Annotated in this window: 16 protein-coding genes; 7 read left to right on the top strand and 9 right to left on the bottom strand. The window is 59.1% G+C overall.

Features of this window, described 5'->3' with window-relative positions; translation table 11 throughout:
• Positions 1-48 precede the first annotated feature (48 nt).
• Entirely contained in the window at positions 49-1,065 is a 1,017-nt protein-coding gene (locus PSAKL28_RS11565; RefSeq protein WP_038610326.1) for a PNPOx family protein, read from the top strand.
• Positions 1,066-1,414: 349 nt separating this feature from the next.
• On the opposite strand, the gene PSAKL28_RS11560 is transcribed toward PSAKL28_RS11565, so the two are convergent.
• The gene (locus PSAKL28_RS11560; RefSeq protein ID WP_038610324.1) at positions 1,415-2,344 is read right to left on the bottom strand and encodes a malate dehydrogenase; all 930 of its coding nucleotides are present in this window, start codon (positions 2,342-2,344) and stop codon (positions 1,415-1,417) included.
• Positions 2,345-2,462: 118 nt separating this feature from the next.
• Positions 2,463-3,101 carry a DUF2459 domain-containing protein gene (locus PSAKL28_RS11555; RefSeq protein ID WP_038610321.1) on the bottom strand — a complete coding sequence of 213 codons (639 nt, stop codon included), beginning with the start codon at positions 3,099-3,101 and terminating at the stop codon, positions 2,463-2,465.
• Between the two features lie 460 nt (positions 3,102-3,561).
• Between PSAKL28_RS11555 and PSAKL28_RS11550 the strand changes: the two genes are divergently transcribed.
• Entirely contained in the window at positions 3,562-4,140 is a 579-nt protein-coding gene (locus PSAKL28_RS11550) for a hypothetical protein (protein WP_038610319.1), read from the top strand.
• Complete coding sequence (locus PSAKL28_RS11545) at positions 4,133-5,893, top strand: hypothetical protein (protein ID WP_157687019.1); 1,761 nt, start codon at positions 4,133-4,135, stop codon at positions 5,891-5,893. The genes PSAKL28_RS11550 and PSAKL28_RS11545 overlap by 8 nt, the downstream gene beginning before the upstream one ends.
• A gap of 183 nt (positions 5,894-6,076) precedes the next feature.
• Here the strand turns inward: PSAKL28_RS11545 and PSAKL28_RS11540 are convergent, their stop codons facing one another.
• Entirely contained in the window at positions 6,077-6,805 is a 729-nt protein-coding gene (locus PSAKL28_RS11540; RefSeq protein ID WP_038610315.1) for a lytic transglycosylase domain-containing protein, read from the bottom strand.
• A 175-nt stretch (positions 6,806-6,980) separates the two neighbouring features.
• Positions 6,981-7,841 (bottom strand): CAP domain-containing protein, encoded by an 861-nt coding sequence (locus PSAKL28_RS11535; protein WP_038610313.1) that lies wholly within the window; start codon positions 7,839-7,841, stop codon positions 6,981-6,983.
• A 221-nt stretch (positions 7,842-8,062) separates the two neighbouring features.
• On the opposite strand from PSAKL28_RS11535, the gene PSAKL28_RS11530 reads away from it, so the two are divergent.
• Together PSAKL28_RS11530 and PSAKL28_RS11525 are read left to right on the top strand one after the other, a co-directional pair.
• Complete coding sequence (locus PSAKL28_RS11530) at positions 8,063-8,935, top strand: GNAT family N-acetyltransferase (protein ID WP_038610311.1); 873 nt, start codon at positions 8,063-8,065, stop codon at positions 8,933-8,935.
• The gene (locus PSAKL28_RS11525; RefSeq protein ID WP_038610309.1) at positions 8,935-9,828 is read left to right on the top strand and encodes a polysaccharide deacetylase family protein; all 894 of its coding nucleotides are present in this window, start codon (positions 8,935-8,937) and stop codon (positions 9,826-9,828) included. The genes PSAKL28_RS11530 and PSAKL28_RS11525 overlap by 1 nt, the downstream gene beginning before the upstream one ends.
• Before the next feature lie 67 nt (positions 9,829-9,895).
• On the opposite strand, the gene PSAKL28_RS11520 is transcribed toward PSAKL28_RS11525, so the two are convergent.
• Together PSAKL28_RS11520 and PSAKL28_RS11515 are read right to left on the bottom strand one after the other, a co-directional pair.
• The gene (locus PSAKL28_RS11520) at positions 9,896-10,552 is read right to left on the bottom strand and encodes a Bax inhibitor-1 family protein (RefSeq protein ID WP_084589094.1); all 657 of its coding nucleotides are present in this window, start codon (positions 10,550-10,552) and stop codon (positions 9,896-9,898) included.
• Between the two features lie 656 nt (positions 10,553-11,208).
• Positions 11,209-11,934: a tellurite resistance TerB family protein gene (locus PSAKL28_RS11515; protein WP_038610308.1), complete on the bottom strand. Its 726-nt coding sequence runs from the start codon at positions 11,932-11,934 to the stop codon at positions 11,209-11,211.
• Between the two features lie 164 nt (positions 11,935-12,098).
• On the opposite strand from PSAKL28_RS11515, the gene PSAKL28_RS11510 reads away from it, so the two are divergent.
• Complete coding sequence (locus PSAKL28_RS11510; protein WP_038610305.1) at positions 12,099-12,719, top strand: DcrB/PsbP domain-containing protein; 621 nt, start codon at positions 12,099-12,101, stop codon at positions 12,717-12,719.
• Positions 12,720-12,794: 75 nt separating this feature from the next.
• On the opposite strand, the gene PSAKL28_RS11505 is transcribed toward PSAKL28_RS11510, so the two are convergent.
• Positions 12,795-13,229 (bottom strand): GFA family protein, encoded by a 435-nt coding sequence (locus PSAKL28_RS11505; RefSeq protein WP_038610302.1) that lies wholly within the window; start codon positions 13,227-13,229, stop codon positions 12,795-12,797.
• A 71-nt stretch (positions 13,230-13,300) separates the two neighbouring features.
• Positions 13,301-14,242 carry a carbon-nitrogen hydrolase family protein gene (locus PSAKL28_RS11500; RefSeq protein ID WP_038610298.1) on the bottom strand — a complete coding sequence of 314 codons (942 nt, stop codon included), beginning with the start codon at positions 14,240-14,242 and terminating at the stop codon, positions 13,301-13,303.
• 103 nt (positions 14,243-14,345) lie between these two features.
• On the opposite strand from PSAKL28_RS11500, the gene PSAKL28_RS11495 reads away from it, so the two are divergent.
• Positions 14,346-15,041, top strand: a complete 696-nt coding sequence (locus tag PSAKL28_RS11495) for a winged helix-turn-helix transcriptional regulator (RefSeq protein ID WP_038610295.1) — start codon at positions 14,346-14,348, stop codon at positions 15,039-15,041.
• A 200-nt stretch (positions 15,042-15,241) separates the two neighbouring features.
• Here the strand turns inward: PSAKL28_RS11495 and PSAKL28_RS11490 are convergent, their stop codons facing one another.
• Positions 15,242-16,939 carry an AMP-binding protein gene (locus PSAKL28_RS11490; protein WP_038610292.1) on the bottom strand — a complete coding sequence of 566 codons (1,698 nt, stop codon included), beginning with the start codon at positions 16,937-16,939 and terminating at the stop codon, positions 15,242-15,244.
• Positions 16,940-17,005: the final 66 nt, after the last annotated feature.

The following is a 17,005-nucleotide window of genomic DNA, read 5'->3' as shown; positions in this document are numbered from 1 at the left end:
CGGACTGCCTAGCATCGACGACACGACCATGGCACAGGAAGACCTGCTATGCCCGAGCACAGAATCGAATCGTTAAGCGCCTTACGCGCACTGATTCCGCCACCACCGGCGATAATGCACAAACGCCTGCAGCGCAGGTTGGATGAGCACTGCCTGCTGATGATCCGCCAAGCGACGGTTTGCGCCGTCGGCTTCGCCGACCCGCGGTTAGATATCGAGTACCTCGATTTGCGCCACCATCCAGTGTTACGGGCCGAGGGCCAGGACATCCTGCTGCCCTGGCCGGCAGACAAAGCGATCTCACAGCAGCCGATAGAGGAAATGGCCTGCAGTCTGTATTTCATCCTGCCCGGCGTGGGGTTCAGCCTGCGCGCCAATGGCCGGGGCTCTCTGCGGGCCGGAAAGCTGTTGGAGTTTCGCGCCGAGGCGCTGTTCCTGCACTGTTCGCGAGCCAAGGTACGCGCCGATTTCTGGCGGGCCAGAGAGTACACCACGCCCTTTTTAGCTGACACAGGGCAGGCCTTGTCCGAGCCAGCGCAGGCCTTTATCGCCGCCTCGCCCTACCTGCTGATGCTCACGCAGCGCCAGGCCGACGCCACCGAGATGTCGCCACGAGGTGACCCGGCTGGTTTCGTCCAGGTACTGGATCGCCACACTCTGCTGATACCGGAACGCCCCGGCAACAAGGTTGCCTGCAGCCTGAGCAACATCCTCGTCGATGGCGCCTTGCGCCTGTCCTTCCTTCAGCCCGGCGCCGACACGGTTTTATCCGTGGCCGGGCGCGCCTGGTTGAACAACGACTCGAACTTGCTCGCCCCACTGGCAATCAACGGCAAGCCACCTCGGGTCGCTACCGTCGTGAACGTCGAGCGCTATCGCTTCCAGCACTGCCCAGAACTGCTGGCCGCGGGCTTGTGGGATCGCGCAACACACCTGGACGAAAGGCAGATTCCAGCCTTTTCCAAGATGCTGTCCGAGCACATGAACGGTACGGGCCTGTTGGGCAAGGCCACCAGCCTGGTGGTCGATGCGGTGGTCAAGCATGACCTGCGCCATCTCTACTGAGATGACGGGGTAGGCGACGGCTTAAGTGCCCTTCTGTACCTTGCCCAGCCGGATGCTTATTGCTGTCCGTCAGCATCCGAATCCGCTGCGCTTTCTAGCGAGGTTCTGCTCTAGCCGGTCATGTAAGCATGCGACTGGCTGGTATTGGCCGGTTCAGGTCATCCACGAACGGCCGCAAAGGGTCGAAAGCTACCGGTCGCGAATGGCTGCTATCGACCCATAGCTGCCCTTCGTTCGGGGCAGCAATCGGCCACAAGCAGCCATCGAATGTCCGTTGATTCAGGGGCGACTCACACACCGTGGCGATCATCGTCATACCACGCTGTTGCGCCCCCTCTTACAGTCCTGCTTACAGCGCTTTCATTTCAGCAATATCACGCACCACCTGATCGGCAGAGTGGTCGAACATCGCCTGCTCCTGCGCATCCAGCGGCAACTCGATCACCCGCGCAAGTCCCAGCTCTCCCAGCACACAGGGGACACCCATGGCGATACCTGTGCGCCCGTACTCGCCCTCAAGAATCGCGACCGTCGGCAAAATGCGGTTTCGCCCATTAGCGATAGCATCGACCATCTCTGCAATGGCCACGCCCGGCGCATCGCAGGCGCTCCCGACCTTCTTCAAACCCAGAATCTCGCCGCCACCCTGACGTGTACGCTGCACAATCCGCTCTATCTGCTCATTGGACAGAAAGTGCGACAGCGGCACCGAACCGACCGCACAGTAGCGCATCAGCGGCACCATGCTATCGCCATGCCCGCCGAGCACCAGCGCAGTGATATCCCGGGCAGAAAACCCTGTTTCCTCGGCAATGAAACACTTCATGCGCGCGGTATCCAGCACCCCCGCCTGGCCGAACACCCTGTTGCGGCCCAGCCCACTGAGACTGCAAGCCCGGTAGGTCAGCACGTCGACCGGGTTCGACACCACCAGCACCGTCGCCGCCGGGGCATGCCGATTGATATCGCGCATGATGCCATCGAGAATTGGCAGATTGATGCTCAACACATCCTGACGCGACTGACCAGGCTTGCGCGGCACCCCCGCGGTAATCACCACCAGGTCAGAATCCTGCAGCAATTCGCCACTGGAGCCGCCGTAAACCCTGGTATCAGAACCTGACTCAACTGCCGCCTGCCAGACATCCAGCGCCTTGCCCTTGGCCAAATCACCCTGCACATCTATCAACATCAACTCACGACAGTACTCTTCACGGGCGATGATCTGCGCCGCCGCCTCACCCACTATTCCGGCACCCACAATTGATAGTTTGTTCACCTCATACCTCCCTGCGGGTCGCGCCATCAGCAACATGCCCGCGTGTACAGGGAAGTATTACCCGCAAATGCCAAAAGACCACCCGCGGGTGGCCTGTATTTGCCATCGTCAGCGCGGGTTAGCGGGTAACCAGGCAGGATGCACCCACCGCTGTCGCCCGGCGTAACTGCGACATGACGTTCCCCGCCGTAATCGCCGCTACAGGCGACATCGGGCAGCCGCTCGTGGCCAACGCCTCTGCGACCCAGGTATTGCAGGTATAAAACAGCGAATAGCTACCCTCGGCCTGGTAGAACCGGCTTTCTCCATACAGGCCAGGCCCGAGCTCTGCCAAGGCGCCCGTCGCTGTATGGGTGAAGGTCGCGGCCACGAACGCGAGCAGTCGCCGGTAGCCGTCCTCGGTCACCCGCACCTCGATGACCTCGCTTGCGGCGAAGCGCCGCCTGGGGTCCCCGTTAATCTTGACTGCATGCAGCACGGTGGCCGTCGACCCGAACAAGGCGCGCAGGGCGAGGCCCAAGGTGGCCTGTGTGGCTCGGTAAAAGTCTTCATCACCCCAGCCGAACTCAACGAAGTCGCCGTCGCCGAACGTTTCGGCCAGTGCGGGAAGCACCTGAAGCAGATCGGGGCGCGCAATTGCCAATCCGGTATGCAGGCCGTGATTCACTACATAGAAGGACCGCCAATCGCCGCCCTCGCCCCTTGGCGGGTCCGACGCGGTAGCGCAGCCGAACAGCGTCAGGATCAAGGCCAGCACTACAATGCGCATGCACAAGAGAATGGAGGCTCGCTAACGAACGTGGAAAACCCCGGCAAGGGTGGTTGCTATGTACAAGCATAGAAGCTGGCTCGCACCATCAAGCAGGCATTCACGGGTAACCGCAGCAGGCAGAAATCGGCCAAAAGCAGCCCTTCATTTCACACACATTCCAAAGCATAACTGACACCAAGAGTACGTGTCTGCCGCACAACTCACCTCCTCCAAACCCAAAGCCTCACCGAATACAAAGCAAGCAAAGCCAACCTGCCGATGGCTGGTAAGACCGATTTCGATGGGCAGCTTTCGACACTAACAATGCATTTTTTTGTGCTCGCTGCTTTAGGCTAGCACAAACCAAATTCTATTCTATTCTCTACATAAGCCAAAATCTAAAATCAAGCATGTATTTTTAATCAGCACCCTGATGATAGATCACATACATCATAAGGAGCTTAAAATGAGCGAAGTCGATACAGAAAGCGAAGAGCTTGCCACCGATGTTGTTTCCGAGCTTTTAAAACCATACTTTCATGATATCGCCGATAGTGACATTTCCGCACTCTCGCACGCATTACTGCCGCTTTGGCTAAAACCTAATAAAACATGTAAATCCGATAGTAGCATGGACGCTAGCATCTCGACGTTTCGGTACGTAATCCGTGACGAAGACTTAAAACTTCTTGACTCAATCTTAAGTGGTGTATCCGCGGCGGCTGCCGCCAACTTCATGCTGTCGGCATTTACACCTACTATTACGGTAGGACTCGTATCAAGCTTTCTAAAGGTACTGTACAACTTAAAAAACAAGGGTGTATTTTTGGACCAACAGAGCTATGCCGTGCTCTCTGCCTTATGGCCCCACAAAGAAGGACTTACTTGCCATCAAATTGTTTATGAGCTTGCAGTAAAGGGTATAGAAATGACGCCTGATACTACTCTCGACAAGCTAAACAGCCTTATTGACGTACCTTGCGGCAGTGGCAAGGTTTCGCTGGTCTGGACTAAAAATGACATCTGGAGAGCTAATGGTGTATAGTTCACTTCATGCCCCTCTATATACCGGCGAACTTTCCGGTCATATCCTCGCGCGACGCTGCAATACAGACCTAATTTCTAACGCAGTCACGAATACCACTGTCGATCCGCTTAAAATTCAGAATGCGCTTGCAACTGGATGCCTCTCGAAAGAACTTCTTCATCCAGTCATGCACGAGACCACGCACTATTCCACCTTCCTAACCCCGGTCGGGACTATGATGGGGGCATTGATAGTAAGGCCTTCGGCAAACCTTCTAGATTTTCTTCTGGACCAAGATAGTGTTAAGGGGCCTGCGCAAGCGGCGATCATTGCTGAGGTTTTCTCTTTGTATCTTAAACCTCTTATTGAGGGACTTGCCCTGTTTGCTGAGTTCGATGCACTTCCTGGCCAGTCACCGATTATCACTACCACATCGTCAGCCGTTCGCAAGCTATATTCTGGCCATTGGAAGACGGACACATTCGCCCCCCGCACCTTATCTTATGAGGAATATATTGAGCACTTAGTCATAAAAACTCGCGCTAGCGATAAAGGTTACTATCGAAAAAAGCTACTATTTAGTCGCCCACTTGACATCAAAGATGGATACCTACTAGGTTATTTATATGTTAAACGGCTTTGGTGCCTGCTAGCGAGCAGATGTCCAATACTGGAGGACTCTGATTTATTTCTTGCATTTCTTATCGATTTCTTTTTCGGAGATTTTCAGCTCGCCGAAATTGCTGCAGGGACAATATTAACAGGATTCCAGCCAGGGGATCTTGAGAAGTTAACCGAGGCGATAGGAAGCTATATTTTTGACAAGCGCGTTAATGATCTTATCGACCACATAGATATATACGTACCACAGTATCTGTCACACGCAATAAAATTTAGGCCGGGGCATATTTCCGCCACGCCAGAAACAGGACACCCCGCCTACCATAATTACAATTCCGAAAGAGCTACGCTCGTGCAACTTTCCCTCAACATATCCAGCCGGCACTCTAGAAGCATTATTTGGCCAAACTTTATGGCCGGCCGACATATTCTGCGACTCTTTGGATGCCCTGCCAATGTGATAATAAATGAAACGGGGAGCTTTAGTGCCGTATCAATCGAGAGTGGTGAAATAATCGAAGGGCCTGCGCTCGAACAAGCCCGACCATTCGGAGGCGGAGCAGTTTCCGGTGTCGGTACAATAGAAGCTTTGATGCTTACTCGTGAGTGGCGCGTGGTGATTGCAGTGTTTCTAGGAAATGAACTTGTAGCATTGCGCGACCCGAAGTCAACCAAGTTTAATGACAGCGATGCTGTTAAGGAGTGCGACAAACTAGCCCCATACCTTGCACTTGAAGCAGTGTGCAAGCATATTGCCAATGAAACAAAGTTCAGTGAAAACACCCGCGGGGTGGTTCTTTTTGAAACATGCCGCCGTAAAGCTGCCGACCTCGCGTATTCTTACTATACCGATGAGGCGCTGCAAAGTGACCTGGGTCTACCAGCGTCTGAATCTGCTCTCGAGTCCATGAACCTTGGGGGGTTGACGAATCTCTTTAAGGAAGAGCCGGATATTTTGGCTTGGTTGACTCGCTTCTCACTATCCTGCGGTGGACGGCAAGCGTCTTTCTCTGAGACCGCCGAACATTGGCAGGTCGACATCCCATCCGTAATACATTGGCTGGATAAGGTGAACGAAGTCAGTTTACATATGACTGGAAAACAACCGTTCAACATAAGCGACAATACCTTTGGGGTCTCCTCATTTTAGTGGTCGTCAGCTATCGGCTGTGGATTCAACCGGTCTGCGTGAACGCTCAGTTGAGCCAATCCCCGCCCGGCGTATTAATCGAGCGCGAAACCTGATTGCTTTCGTAGGGCGGATAACGCGCCAACGTTACTCGCCGTGGAAGGGCCGGCGTATTACCGATTCCGGGTTATGCGCCCTACGCTACTAGCGATGGTTGCGATAGCGTTCGGTCAAGGACTGCACGCGGGTGACGTAGGTTTGCGTCTCGGCGTAGGGAGGCACCCCGTTGTACTCGACCACGGACGCTTCGCCGGCGTTGTACCCTGCCAACGCCAGCATCTGGTTGCCGTTGAAGCGCTTGAGCAGCCAGGCCAGGTAGCGCACGCCGCCACGAATGTTCTGTCGTGCGTCGAACGGATCGTTCACGGCGAAGCGCGCGGCGGTGGCGGGCATCAACTGCATCAGCCCCTGGGCGCCGGCTACGGAAATGACGTTGGGGCGAAACGCCGATTCGGCATGTATCACGGCGCGGACCAGCGCCCTGTCGACGCCATATTGACCCGCAGCGGCTTCGATCTCGCGCCGATAGGATTGGGTGTCCAGGCGCAGTGAGGCGACCTTGAAATCCTTCGGCGCCATGCACAGATAGCAGCCCTTGATGTAATAGAGTTCAAGAACATCGACCCGCGCGGAGATCCCGACGGGGCGCCGGCTCACATACTGACGAACACCCCGGTGGACGAAGGTGAACACCCGAACCCGCACCGCGCCTGGGTCGTCGCCCCGCACAACCCGTGGCTGGGCCATTGCCTTGGTGCCGGCGCTGGCTTGGCACGTGAACATGGCGCTGGCGCACAGTGGCGTGACCAGCAAGGCCAGCTGGATGCAGCCAAGCAGGCTCTTGCGAGCCCATCGCCATGCTCTGAAACTCATCACATCGCTCCACGCCGCAGGCGCCGGTCAGGCCTGGAGCGCCTGGCCCGGGCGCTGCCTTTGGAGGGCCTATCCTATTGTGGGTGACCCGCCTTTTGTTCTGGTAGTTATACCCCTTGTAACACCCCTTGTAACCGGCCATGGAACTTGCGTTGACGTACGGGCTCGCGCCCTCTCAAGGCGCGCCGAACAGCATCGTCCAATACACGCCCTCATCGCTGCGCGAGTTCGCGGCATAGGCCGCACCCACCTGGGTAAACATCGGATTCATCAGATTGGCGCAATGCCCGGGACTGGCCAGCCAGCCGGCCATCGCCTTGCTCGCGGAGCCCTGTCCGGCGGCGATGTTCTCGCCGATCTGGCGGCCACGGTAGCCGGCGTCCCTCGCCCGGTCTGCCGGCATATCACCGTCGGGGTCACGGTGCGCGAAGTAATTGCTGTTGGCCATCGTCCGGCTGTGTTTCTGCGCCGCCGCCCCCAGGGCGGTATTCCAGCTCAACGGGCGTGCCGCAGCGAAGCGCTGGCGACCACACAGGCGCGGCTTCGCCCGTGCTGCGTTGACCTGCGCCAGCAATGCTTTGCTTGCGGATCGCCCATCGCCGAGCTGAGCATCGAGCAAGGGCCGCGCCAGCACCACCCGCCACTCGTTCCGGGCGCGGCTGACGCCGATATCGGCAAATTGAGTATCGAGCAGGGCTGTGCAGTAGTCGCTCTGGAGCATGTCAAAGGCCTCCTCGGCGTCTTGCGCGCCGACCAGACGGATGCTGCGCACCGCCACCGCCTGATAGCCGGCAGCTTTCAACCTTTCCCGTAAAGCGCCGCCATAGCCGACCGGCAACGCCAGGTTCGACTTCAACACCAGCGGCGTCGAGACCCGAACCACACGTCTCTCGCAGCGCTGGGGCTCGGCGCGGTAGTCGTTGATGGCCTCCACCAGTTGCCGTTCCCCGCCGGCATGGACGGGGCTGGCAAACAGGGGGAACAAAGGAATGAGGCAGAGCGAGACAAAGCGGGAGCAGCGGACGGCTTGGCGCATGGGGTGAACAGCTCTGATGGGATGACGGCGGTAATGCCGAAAAAAAGGGCTCGGCTAAGACTGCGTTCCTCATCACAAGGTTCACGAGCAAAGGGGACAAATTTATTGTTGGAGCAAGTTGACGTGACGGCCTGGATCACTACTCGGATTGAAGCTATACCGAAAGGGTTCAGAGTGGTGATGGAGCACATGCTTGATTAGCAACTGAGGAGAGCCTCGCGGTGTCGAATCAGCTGGTCATACGCAACATGACCCGTCCCGAGCTGGACGAGCTCGTCGATTGGGCTGCCCGTGAGGGGTGGAATCCCGGCCTTCACGATGCCGAGTTGTTCTGGGCTACGGACCCTGCCGCCTTCATCGCGGCGTCCCGCGGTGGCGAGTTGATCGGCGGCGGCGCGATCACCTCCTACAATGGCGAATTCGGTTTCATGGGTTTTTTCATCGTCCGGCCTGAATATCGCGGTCAAGGTCTGGGCAATACCCTCTGGCACGCACGCCGCGAGCGACTCCTCGCTCGCCTGCGCCCAGGCTCGAGCATCGGCATGGACGGCGTCTTCGCGATGCAGGACTACTACGCCAAGGGTGGTTTCGTCTTCTCCCATCGCAACATGCGTTTTCGTGCCGAGATCACCAAGCGCACGGCGCCCTCACAGGTAGACGATCAGGACATCGTCCCAGTGGCCAGCTTCCCGTTCGCTGAGCTTGTCGATTACGACCGCAGCTGCTTCCCCGCCGCGCGTGAAACCTTCCTGAGCGGGTGGATTGCCCAAGCCGACGCACTCGCCGTGGGTTGCCAGCGCGCGAGCAGGCTAAGCGGCTATGGTGTAGTAAGGCGTTGCCGGGAAGGCTACAAGATCGGCCCCTTGTTCGCCGATGACGCCCTGGCAGCCAATGCCCTTTACGCGCGCCTGGCGGAATTTGCGCAGGGTGGCCCGCTGTTTCTCGATGCCCCGGAGAATAACCCCGCCGCGATGGCGCTCGTGCGTCAACAGGGCATGACCGAGGTTTTCGGCTGCGCACGCATGTACCTCGGCCCGCCTCCGGCGATCGCGCACGAACGGGTGTTCGGCGTCACGACCTTCGAGCTGGGCTGATGTCCGCTCGCGACCTCATCGGTTATGGCAGCTGCCCACCCCACCCGCGATGGCCTGGTGAAGCCCGCGTCGCGGTCCAGTTCGTACTCAACATCGAAGAAGGCGCGGAATCCTGCATTACCAATGGCGATGCACAGTCGGAGGCCTGGCTTCATGAGCTACCGGGCCGCCCGCCGCGTGTGGGGGAATCGGACTTGAGCGTCGAGGGCATGTACGAATATGGATCGCGCGCTGGTGTGTGGCGCATTCTGGAGCTGTTCAGCATCCGAGGCTTGCCGCTGACCGCCTTCGCTGTCGGTCGAGCACTGGAACTCACCCCGGCGATTGGCCATGCGCTCTGCGCTGCCGGGCATGAGATTGCCGGGCATGGCTACCGTTGGCTGGACTATCGCGACATACCTGAAGACCAGGAGCGGCGCCATATCCGCCTCACCCTCGACGTGATCGAGCAGATCTGCGGTAAACGCCCGGTAGGTTGGTACACCGGAAGGGTCAGCCAGAACACCCGCCGCCTGTTACGTGAGGACGGCGGGTTTCTCTATAGCTCGGACGCCTACAACGATGACCTGCCCTATTGGCTCCCAGGCTCGCCCGCCCACCTGGTAATCCCTTACACACTGGTCAACAACGACGTCCGTTATTTGCTGCCGAATGGTTTTGCCTGCGGTGAAGACTTCTACCGGCTGCTCAAGGATGCTTTCGACCTACTGTGGCAGGAGGGCGCGCAACACCCGAAGATGATGAGCGTCGGTCTGCATGGGCGGATCAGTGGCCATCCTGGTCGCGCGCTGGCGCTGGCACGCTTTCTCGATTACGTGCAAGGCCACGACGCGGTGTGGATCTGCCGGCGCGAAGACATTGCCAGGCACTGGATAACCCAATTCCCCGCGTGAGCGGCCAGTGGTTCGAAACGGCCCGAGTCACGCTGGCTGGGATTTTGTGCCGTAGCCGCTGCGCAACTCACTTCCTGGACATGATCCGCAAGATCCGCAGGAACAGATTGATGATGTCCAGATACAGCGCTGCGGCGCTGTCGATCGCATTGTCCACGCTACGCTCGATCTGGTTCGCACGTCCCCAGTCCACCCCGATATAGCCACAGAAGATCGCTGCAACGATCCAATCCATCGCCGCCAGACGGGTGCCGAACAACCAGGCTTGCCCCAACTCGACGACTATCGCAACCACCAGGGCGATAAACAGCGACGCTTCGATGCGTTTGAAGAAGCCGGGAAACGCAGTACCCAGCAGCATCATGCCCACGGTCAGCAAGGCGGTCGTTTGCACGGCTTTAATGATGTTTTGATGCGAATAGTCCGGGAGCACAATGACCAGCAGCAAGCCGATCGGAACCACGATCAGGTTGTAGCCGAGAAAGCTGTACAGCGGTTTCTCAGACTTGAATATGATGGCGACACCCGTCAGCGTAGTGATCATGTAACCGACCAAGAAGAGCAGCATGGGGATGGCCTTAATAATGTCGGCCGGCACAGTGCTTACCAGATACCAGTTGACGGCAAAGCCCCACAGCAGCACTGCACCGAGGATCAGATTGTAGACGTTGGCCGAAATCTGATGGTTGGTTCCGACCCGGTTGAAAGTTTGGTTTTCCAGCATGTCCTTTATGTTCCCTGGATACTGTCTCTGTGAATGCTGCCCGCAATGACGGGCGTTCAATGCCTCCTGGCTGAGCCGCTACTGTTACTCGAGATCGAGGTCCCACGCGGGAGCCGCCAGCGTAACCGCGAGTTCGATGGTTCGGAGCGTGGTGATATTACGATGCCAGGCACGCTCCGACAGCAAACGTGATGGTAACCGTAATCACCTGCGAAAAGGACTAAGAAATGGCACTTCGACTTAGGCCGTAAAATTTCAGCGCTTGAGGGATGAGGTGACGATTGGGCTGCTGGGGATTTCGTACAGAGCCTGGCAAGGAACACCTGAACTTCTGGCTCCAGGCTTTTTTCGCCACTCTATATTGGCCAGAAGCGACCTGAACCCGCCGATGGCGACAGGCATATATCCGCCCCATAGATGCCCGTCGCAATAGGCAGCTATCGGCCAGGAGCTGCCATCCAATGCGTGCAGGACATCAGCAACGGTTCACAACCCCGCACGTCTTGTCCCAAATGAGCCTTTAGACGCTTATTTGCTTGGCTATACCTACACAGCTGTTGCTTGCTGAAAACGTCTCATCGAAAGTGAAACGGATACACCTGGGCCTTGCCTGCGCTGGTTTCAGATTGATGAAAAGCGCAGGCATCTCAGCCCGGTCAGGCGGCTCCCCTGGCCTGCTGTTCCAGGTGCGCCTGCAATGCCGGATCGATTTGCAGTGCGCCGGCCAGTTCGTCAAGGTAGGCCCGCTCTGCGTCCTGCTGGTCATCCACCAGCATCACGCTGGCCAGGTACATTTCCGCGGCCATGGCCGGGTCCTGGGCCGACTGAGCCACCTCGGCAGCATCGAGTGGCTTGCTGACTTCCTCATCCAGCCATTGTTGCAGTTGCGGGTCGCTGGTTTGACGTTTGATTTCAGCGTAGATCAACTGTTCTTCTTGCTTGTCGATGCGACCGTCAGCCTTGGCTGCCGCAATCAGCGCGCGCAAGATGGCATGGCTGTGATCCTCGGCCTCGGGGCCGGACAATTGATCGACAGTACGCACCGCCTGTTGCGGGGCGGTCGCCTGGCTGCGCTGCCAGCTTTGATAGGCCTGGAACGCCATCATGCCCAACGACGCCAGGGCCGCGTAATTGGTGCCACCCGCGGAGCGCCCCTGGGTATAGCCGCCAGCGTTGCCGCCACCACCGCCACCCAACAGGCCGCCGAGTAGACCACCAAGGCCAGCACCGCCACCTGTCGCACTGCCGCCGCCAAGCAGTCCGCCCAGCAAGCCGCCCAAACCGCCCAGGCCGTCTTGCGATGACATGCCGCCGCTCCCTTGTTGCGCTTGCGAGCCCTGCCCGGCCCGCAGTAACTGTTCGAGTAAATCACTGGTGTTCATGGCTCCGCCCTCGGTCGGTAGTCGTTGCCCAGACAAGCAACGATAGCCCCCTCAAGGCGATCCGCCATGACCGTCTGGCCGACGGGAAACCCGGGGCTTACCGAGCAGGCAGGTTTATGTGAGCATAACCACCCTGCCATGCCCCCTGCCCCATGAGAGGCTGTATGTCGATTTTCAATAAAAGAACCCTGACGCTGACCCTGGCCGTCGTCGGCCTGTTGGGTCTGTCGAATCTGCATGCCGCCGGCAAACCCAGCACCAAGCCGACACCTGAAGTAAACGTCACGGTGCTCGGCGGCAAGTTCAGCTTCAACCTGCCGGCAGGCTTCAACGCCAGCCCTCTGAGCGCCGATGAACAGAGCAGCGAAGGCGCCGACGCCGTGGGTACCCTGTATGCCAATGCGCAGGAAAAACGCGTGGTCATGGTGGTCGAGAAACCGCTCCCCGAAGCGTCTCGCCCCGGCGACAACGACGATGCCTTCCTCGACGGCGCCGTCAGTGGTTTCGTCGACCGCCAGAGCGCCGGGCTGCCGGACTTTCGACAAACCGGCGAGTCACGCCTTAACCGCAACGGCCTGGGTGTGCGACAAGTCGACAGTACGGCGACCCTGGGCGGCGGCAAAACGTTGAACAGCACCTTTATCGCAGGCTCCGGCGATCGCATGGCAGTCATCCAGGTCATTTCCCGCGGCGACGATGCCAGCGGTCATGCTGCACTGGTCAAGCGAATCTCGGGTGAATCCTCGATGCCGATTTCAGAATCTTCCAAAAATCACGGTAAATAGCAGGCAAGCCTCATAGGGCTTGCAACGCTTTGTCGGTGCCCAGAAACTGGAGCGCTGAACGCTACCGTACTGGCGCTATTCGTCCACGCTGACGCCCGATCCCCCTAACTCACCAGGGACATCCTTGAGCTTGGGCAACCCGTCTTTGATGCGCAGCCTGGTCTCCTGATAGTGGACGTGGACCTCTGGCGAATACGCAAGATCCGGGATGACTGCGGCATACACGTCGATGAGCCCCATCCCCGGGTGTTCGGTGAAAATATGTCCGCCGCAACGCTTGCACCATTTGCGCAAACTCTGCGGTGTCTTGTTGTAGCTGCCAATGTTCTCAGCCCCCCGAGTGACCTGCAGCGCCTCGGGTTTCCACAGCGTGAAGGCATTGACCGGTGCTGCTGACCAACGTCGACACGACTCGCAATGGCAATAGCCCATTGCGGCTGGCTCACCGCTGACGGTGAACTCGACTGCGCCGCAAAAACAACTGCCTTTGTAAGACCTTTGAGTGCTCATGGAATGACTCCTTTATCAGTTGTGACACACATCACCGAAACTGGAATGGATCGCCTGAGGGGCGGTTAGCTTTATTCGTCGATGAAACGCACCGCTGTCGCCGGTGTGCGTCGCACCTGCAATTCGAAAATATCAGGGCGCGCATAGTGCCCGGTGACGTCAAGCGCCCGCCGCGCCGGCGCCACGAGTGACACGTCGATGTCTGCATACAGGATGCCTGCCTCTCGGTGTAATGGACCGGCCACGATCCGCCCTTGAGGGTTGACCACCACCGAGTCGCCGTCGTTGATCCACTCTTGCGGATCGGGAAACAGTTGCAGGCGAGCCGGAAAGTCCTCGGGAATGTCGCTGCCGCGCAGCGCAGTGCCACTGCCGAGCACCCAGCATCGACCTTCGAGTGCAATGTGACGCATCGTGCTGATCCAGCCCTCGCCGGTGTCGTAGGTGGGGGCGACGTAGATTTCCACGCCCTGGACATACAATGAATAGCGCGCCAAGGGCATGTAGTTTTCCCAGCAGATGAGCGTACCAATGCGCCCGACGGGGGTATCGACCGTACGCAGCCCGGACGCATCACCGAAACCATGGACCATGCGTTCGGGGTTGGTTGGCATCAGCTTGCGATGCCGGTTGAGCACTTCGCCGTTCGCACCGATAACGACTACGCTGTTGTAGAGCGTGCCGCCGCCATTACGCCGCTCGCATTCATTGATACCGCATACGATTGTCACGGCGTGAGCGCTGGCGGCCTCGCACAGTTCGTTGAGGTCACCGTTTGCGATATCAACGGCGTTGGCCAGCAGACGCGTGTGCAACTGGCCCATTACCGCCCCGTCTTTTCCCGCCGCCAGCCGCCAGATCCACGACGGATAACCTGGAATGAACGATTCGGGCAAAACGATCAGCGCGGCGCCGGCCGCCGCGGCCTCAGCGACCGATTGCACGGCCCGGGCGATCGTCGCGCTGCGATCGAGCAGCACGGGTGGCCGCTGAATGATGGCTATCGTGGTCATGGCGTTCTCCTGAGGCGTTGGCTTTCGGAGGTTTCAGCGTGCGCGCGGCGCAGTCGCAAGGCTAGTTCAGAATCTGAAGCGTTGTAGTTTTGGAGTACAGGCGATGGATGAAAGCTACGGTCAGTTCTGCACGGTCGCGCGCGGCGCTGAAGCCCTGTGCGAGCGCTGGACGCCGTTGGTCGTGCGCGAGCTGCTATGCGGCAGTAAGCGCTTCAATGAACTGCACCGCGGCGTGCCACGGATGTCCACCAGCTTGCTGGCACAGCGGCTGCGCCACCTGGAAGAAATCGGTGTCGTACATCGCACAGCCACAGGCAAAGTCTGGGAATACAGCCTGACCGAGGCCGGCGAAGAATTGCGCCCCATCATAATGGCGCTAGGCCATTGGGGCGCGCGCTGGATAGGCAGTCGCCTTCGCGATAGCGAACTCGACGCGGGCCTGCTCATGTGGGACGTGCGCCGGTTCGCGCGCATCGAGATGTTCCCGCCCCGCTTGGTGGTCATTCATTTCAGGTTCCGCGACGCGCGGTCCGGCGAGCAAGCGTGGTGGCTTGTGGTCGAACATGGTGTGGCAGATCTGTGCCGCGACGACCCCGGACGCGAACTCACGCTCGTCGTGGACTCCAGCGTGCGGGCATTGACCGAGGTGTGGACGGGCGACCGCACACCCAGGGAGGTGCTTCAGTCGCAAGAGCTGCGTGTAGATGGTGCGGTGCAAGATGCGGAAAACTTGTGGCGCTGGCTTGGCACCAGTGCGTTCGCCGGTACCCGGAGCGCTGCAATCCAGCCGGTGCAATAGCCATCGAGAAAAGTAAACGTTCGACCGTGCGCTTCTGGCCGGTAGCAGACCTTCCCGGCAGGCAGTTATCAATCCAGGACAGGGGAAACTTCTGGACCTGGTGCTTTGAAAGCAGCCTTTGCGGTGGGAGCGGGCTTGCCCCGCGATTCGATGTATCTGATAGACCGCAATCGCGGGGCAAGCCCGCTCCCACCGACAGCTTACTCAAACACAACCTTGCAACGACTACCGCCCCACCCTTCGATCTGGTTGTGATAACGCTCTTCAATCTGGCTACGGCGAATCTTCAAGGTCGGCGTCAGCAACGCATTGGCAATAGACCAGGGCTCATTGACCACCACCAGACATGCCAGTTGCTCGTGCGCCTCGAACCGGGCGTTGACCTCTGCCAGGAACACCTCAAGCTCGGTGGCGACCTTGTCACGCCCTTCGGCAGTGGCCAGGGCCGCACGGGTCTCGGCAGACACGTTAAGCAACGCCAACGGCTGCGCCAGCCCTACACCGGTAACGCATGACGCCTCAACCCGCGGATGGTTACCCAGCTTGGCCTCAATAGGCACCGGTGCGACGTATTTACCCTTGGCGGTCTTGAACAGTTCCTTGACCCGCCCGGTGATGCGCAGGCGCCCCTGCTCGTCCAGTTCGCCCCGGTCACCGGTGCGGAACAGGCCGTCCTCGGTGTAGCTCTGGGTCGTCAGTTCAGGCAGTTTGTAGTAGCCGAGCATCTGCGCCGGGCTCTTCACCAGGATTTCGTTGTCCGCCCCGATACGGCACTCGACACCCGGAATCACCGCCCCCACATAACCAACGCGCACCTGCCCCGGCAGGCTGAAGTGTGAGGTGCCGAAGTTCTCCGACATGCCATAACCTTCCAGCAATTCAAGCCCCAGCTGGCGGTACCACTCCATGACTTTGACCGGCAACGGTGCCGAGCCGGAAAGCCCGGTATGCACCTGGTCAAGCCCCAGTGCCGAGAGGATTTGCGCCTTCATCAGCTTGCCTTCCACCGGGTTGGCGAACACGGCCGCCTGAGTGGCTGGGTCGATGCGTTCGTTGATGCCCTGGTAGAACTTGGTCCACAAGCGCGGCATCGACAAAAAGATCGTCGGCCGTGCCCGGCGCAGGTCTTCACTGAAAGTTTCCAGGCCCAGGCTGAAGAACACCTGGCAGCCACTGAACAACGATACTGCCTCCACCACCGCGCGCTCGGCGGTATGCGCCAGCGGCAGGTACGACAGCAGCCGGTCACTGCTGCTGGTGCCCTGGCCGTTGGCGTACATGCAGCCGGTCACTGCGGGCGCGGCATACATGGCGGCGAAACTGTGCATCACGCCCTTGGGGTCGCCGGTGCTGCCGGAGGTGTAGATGATCGTGGCCAGTTCTTCGGGGCCCGGCAGGTGCACCGATTGCAATGGCTCGGTCGTGGCGATGATGTGTTGCCAAGACGTGCCTTTGCCACAACTGGACATCGGCAGGTCAATCAACGGCAAGCTGTCCGGGATCGAGGCGCACACCGCATTCCATCCGGCCGCCTCACCTTCCAGGCGGCCAACGAACAGCAGGCGCACCTCGGCGTGTTCCAGCACATAGCGTACGGTGTCGGCATTGGCGGTGGTGTACAGCGGCACACTGACGTGCCCGGCCATCCAGATCGCCAGGTCGGCGATGATCCAGTGGGCGGTGTTTTTCGCGAACAGGCCGATCGAGGACTTGGCCGGCAAATCGAGCGAACGCAGGTGCGCGGCCATGCGCCGCGCCTGGTCGCCGACTTCGCGCCAGCTGTAGTCCTGCACACTGCCATCCGCCAAGGGTTGGGTCAGGTAGATCGTATCGGGGGTACTGCTCTCCCAGTGGAGGAAACGATGCAACAGCGTAGTCTGATTATTGTTGTTGTACATGGCAGATCCTGCGTCTGAAGGGTGGTGTTCCACCTATTGAAATTGTTCTGTTTCGAGCCGGTCCTG

It is taken from the genome of Pseudomonas alkylphenolica (genome assembly GCF_000746525.1).
In the GTDB taxonomy this organism is placed as follows: domain Bacteria; phylum Pseudomonadota; class Gammaproteobacteria; order Pseudomonadales; family Pseudomonadaceae; genus Aquipseudomonas; species Aquipseudomonas alkylphenolica.
The sequence above is the reverse complement of the archived record's forward strand: the minus strand, read 5'-3'. Positions and strand labels throughout refer to the sequence as shown.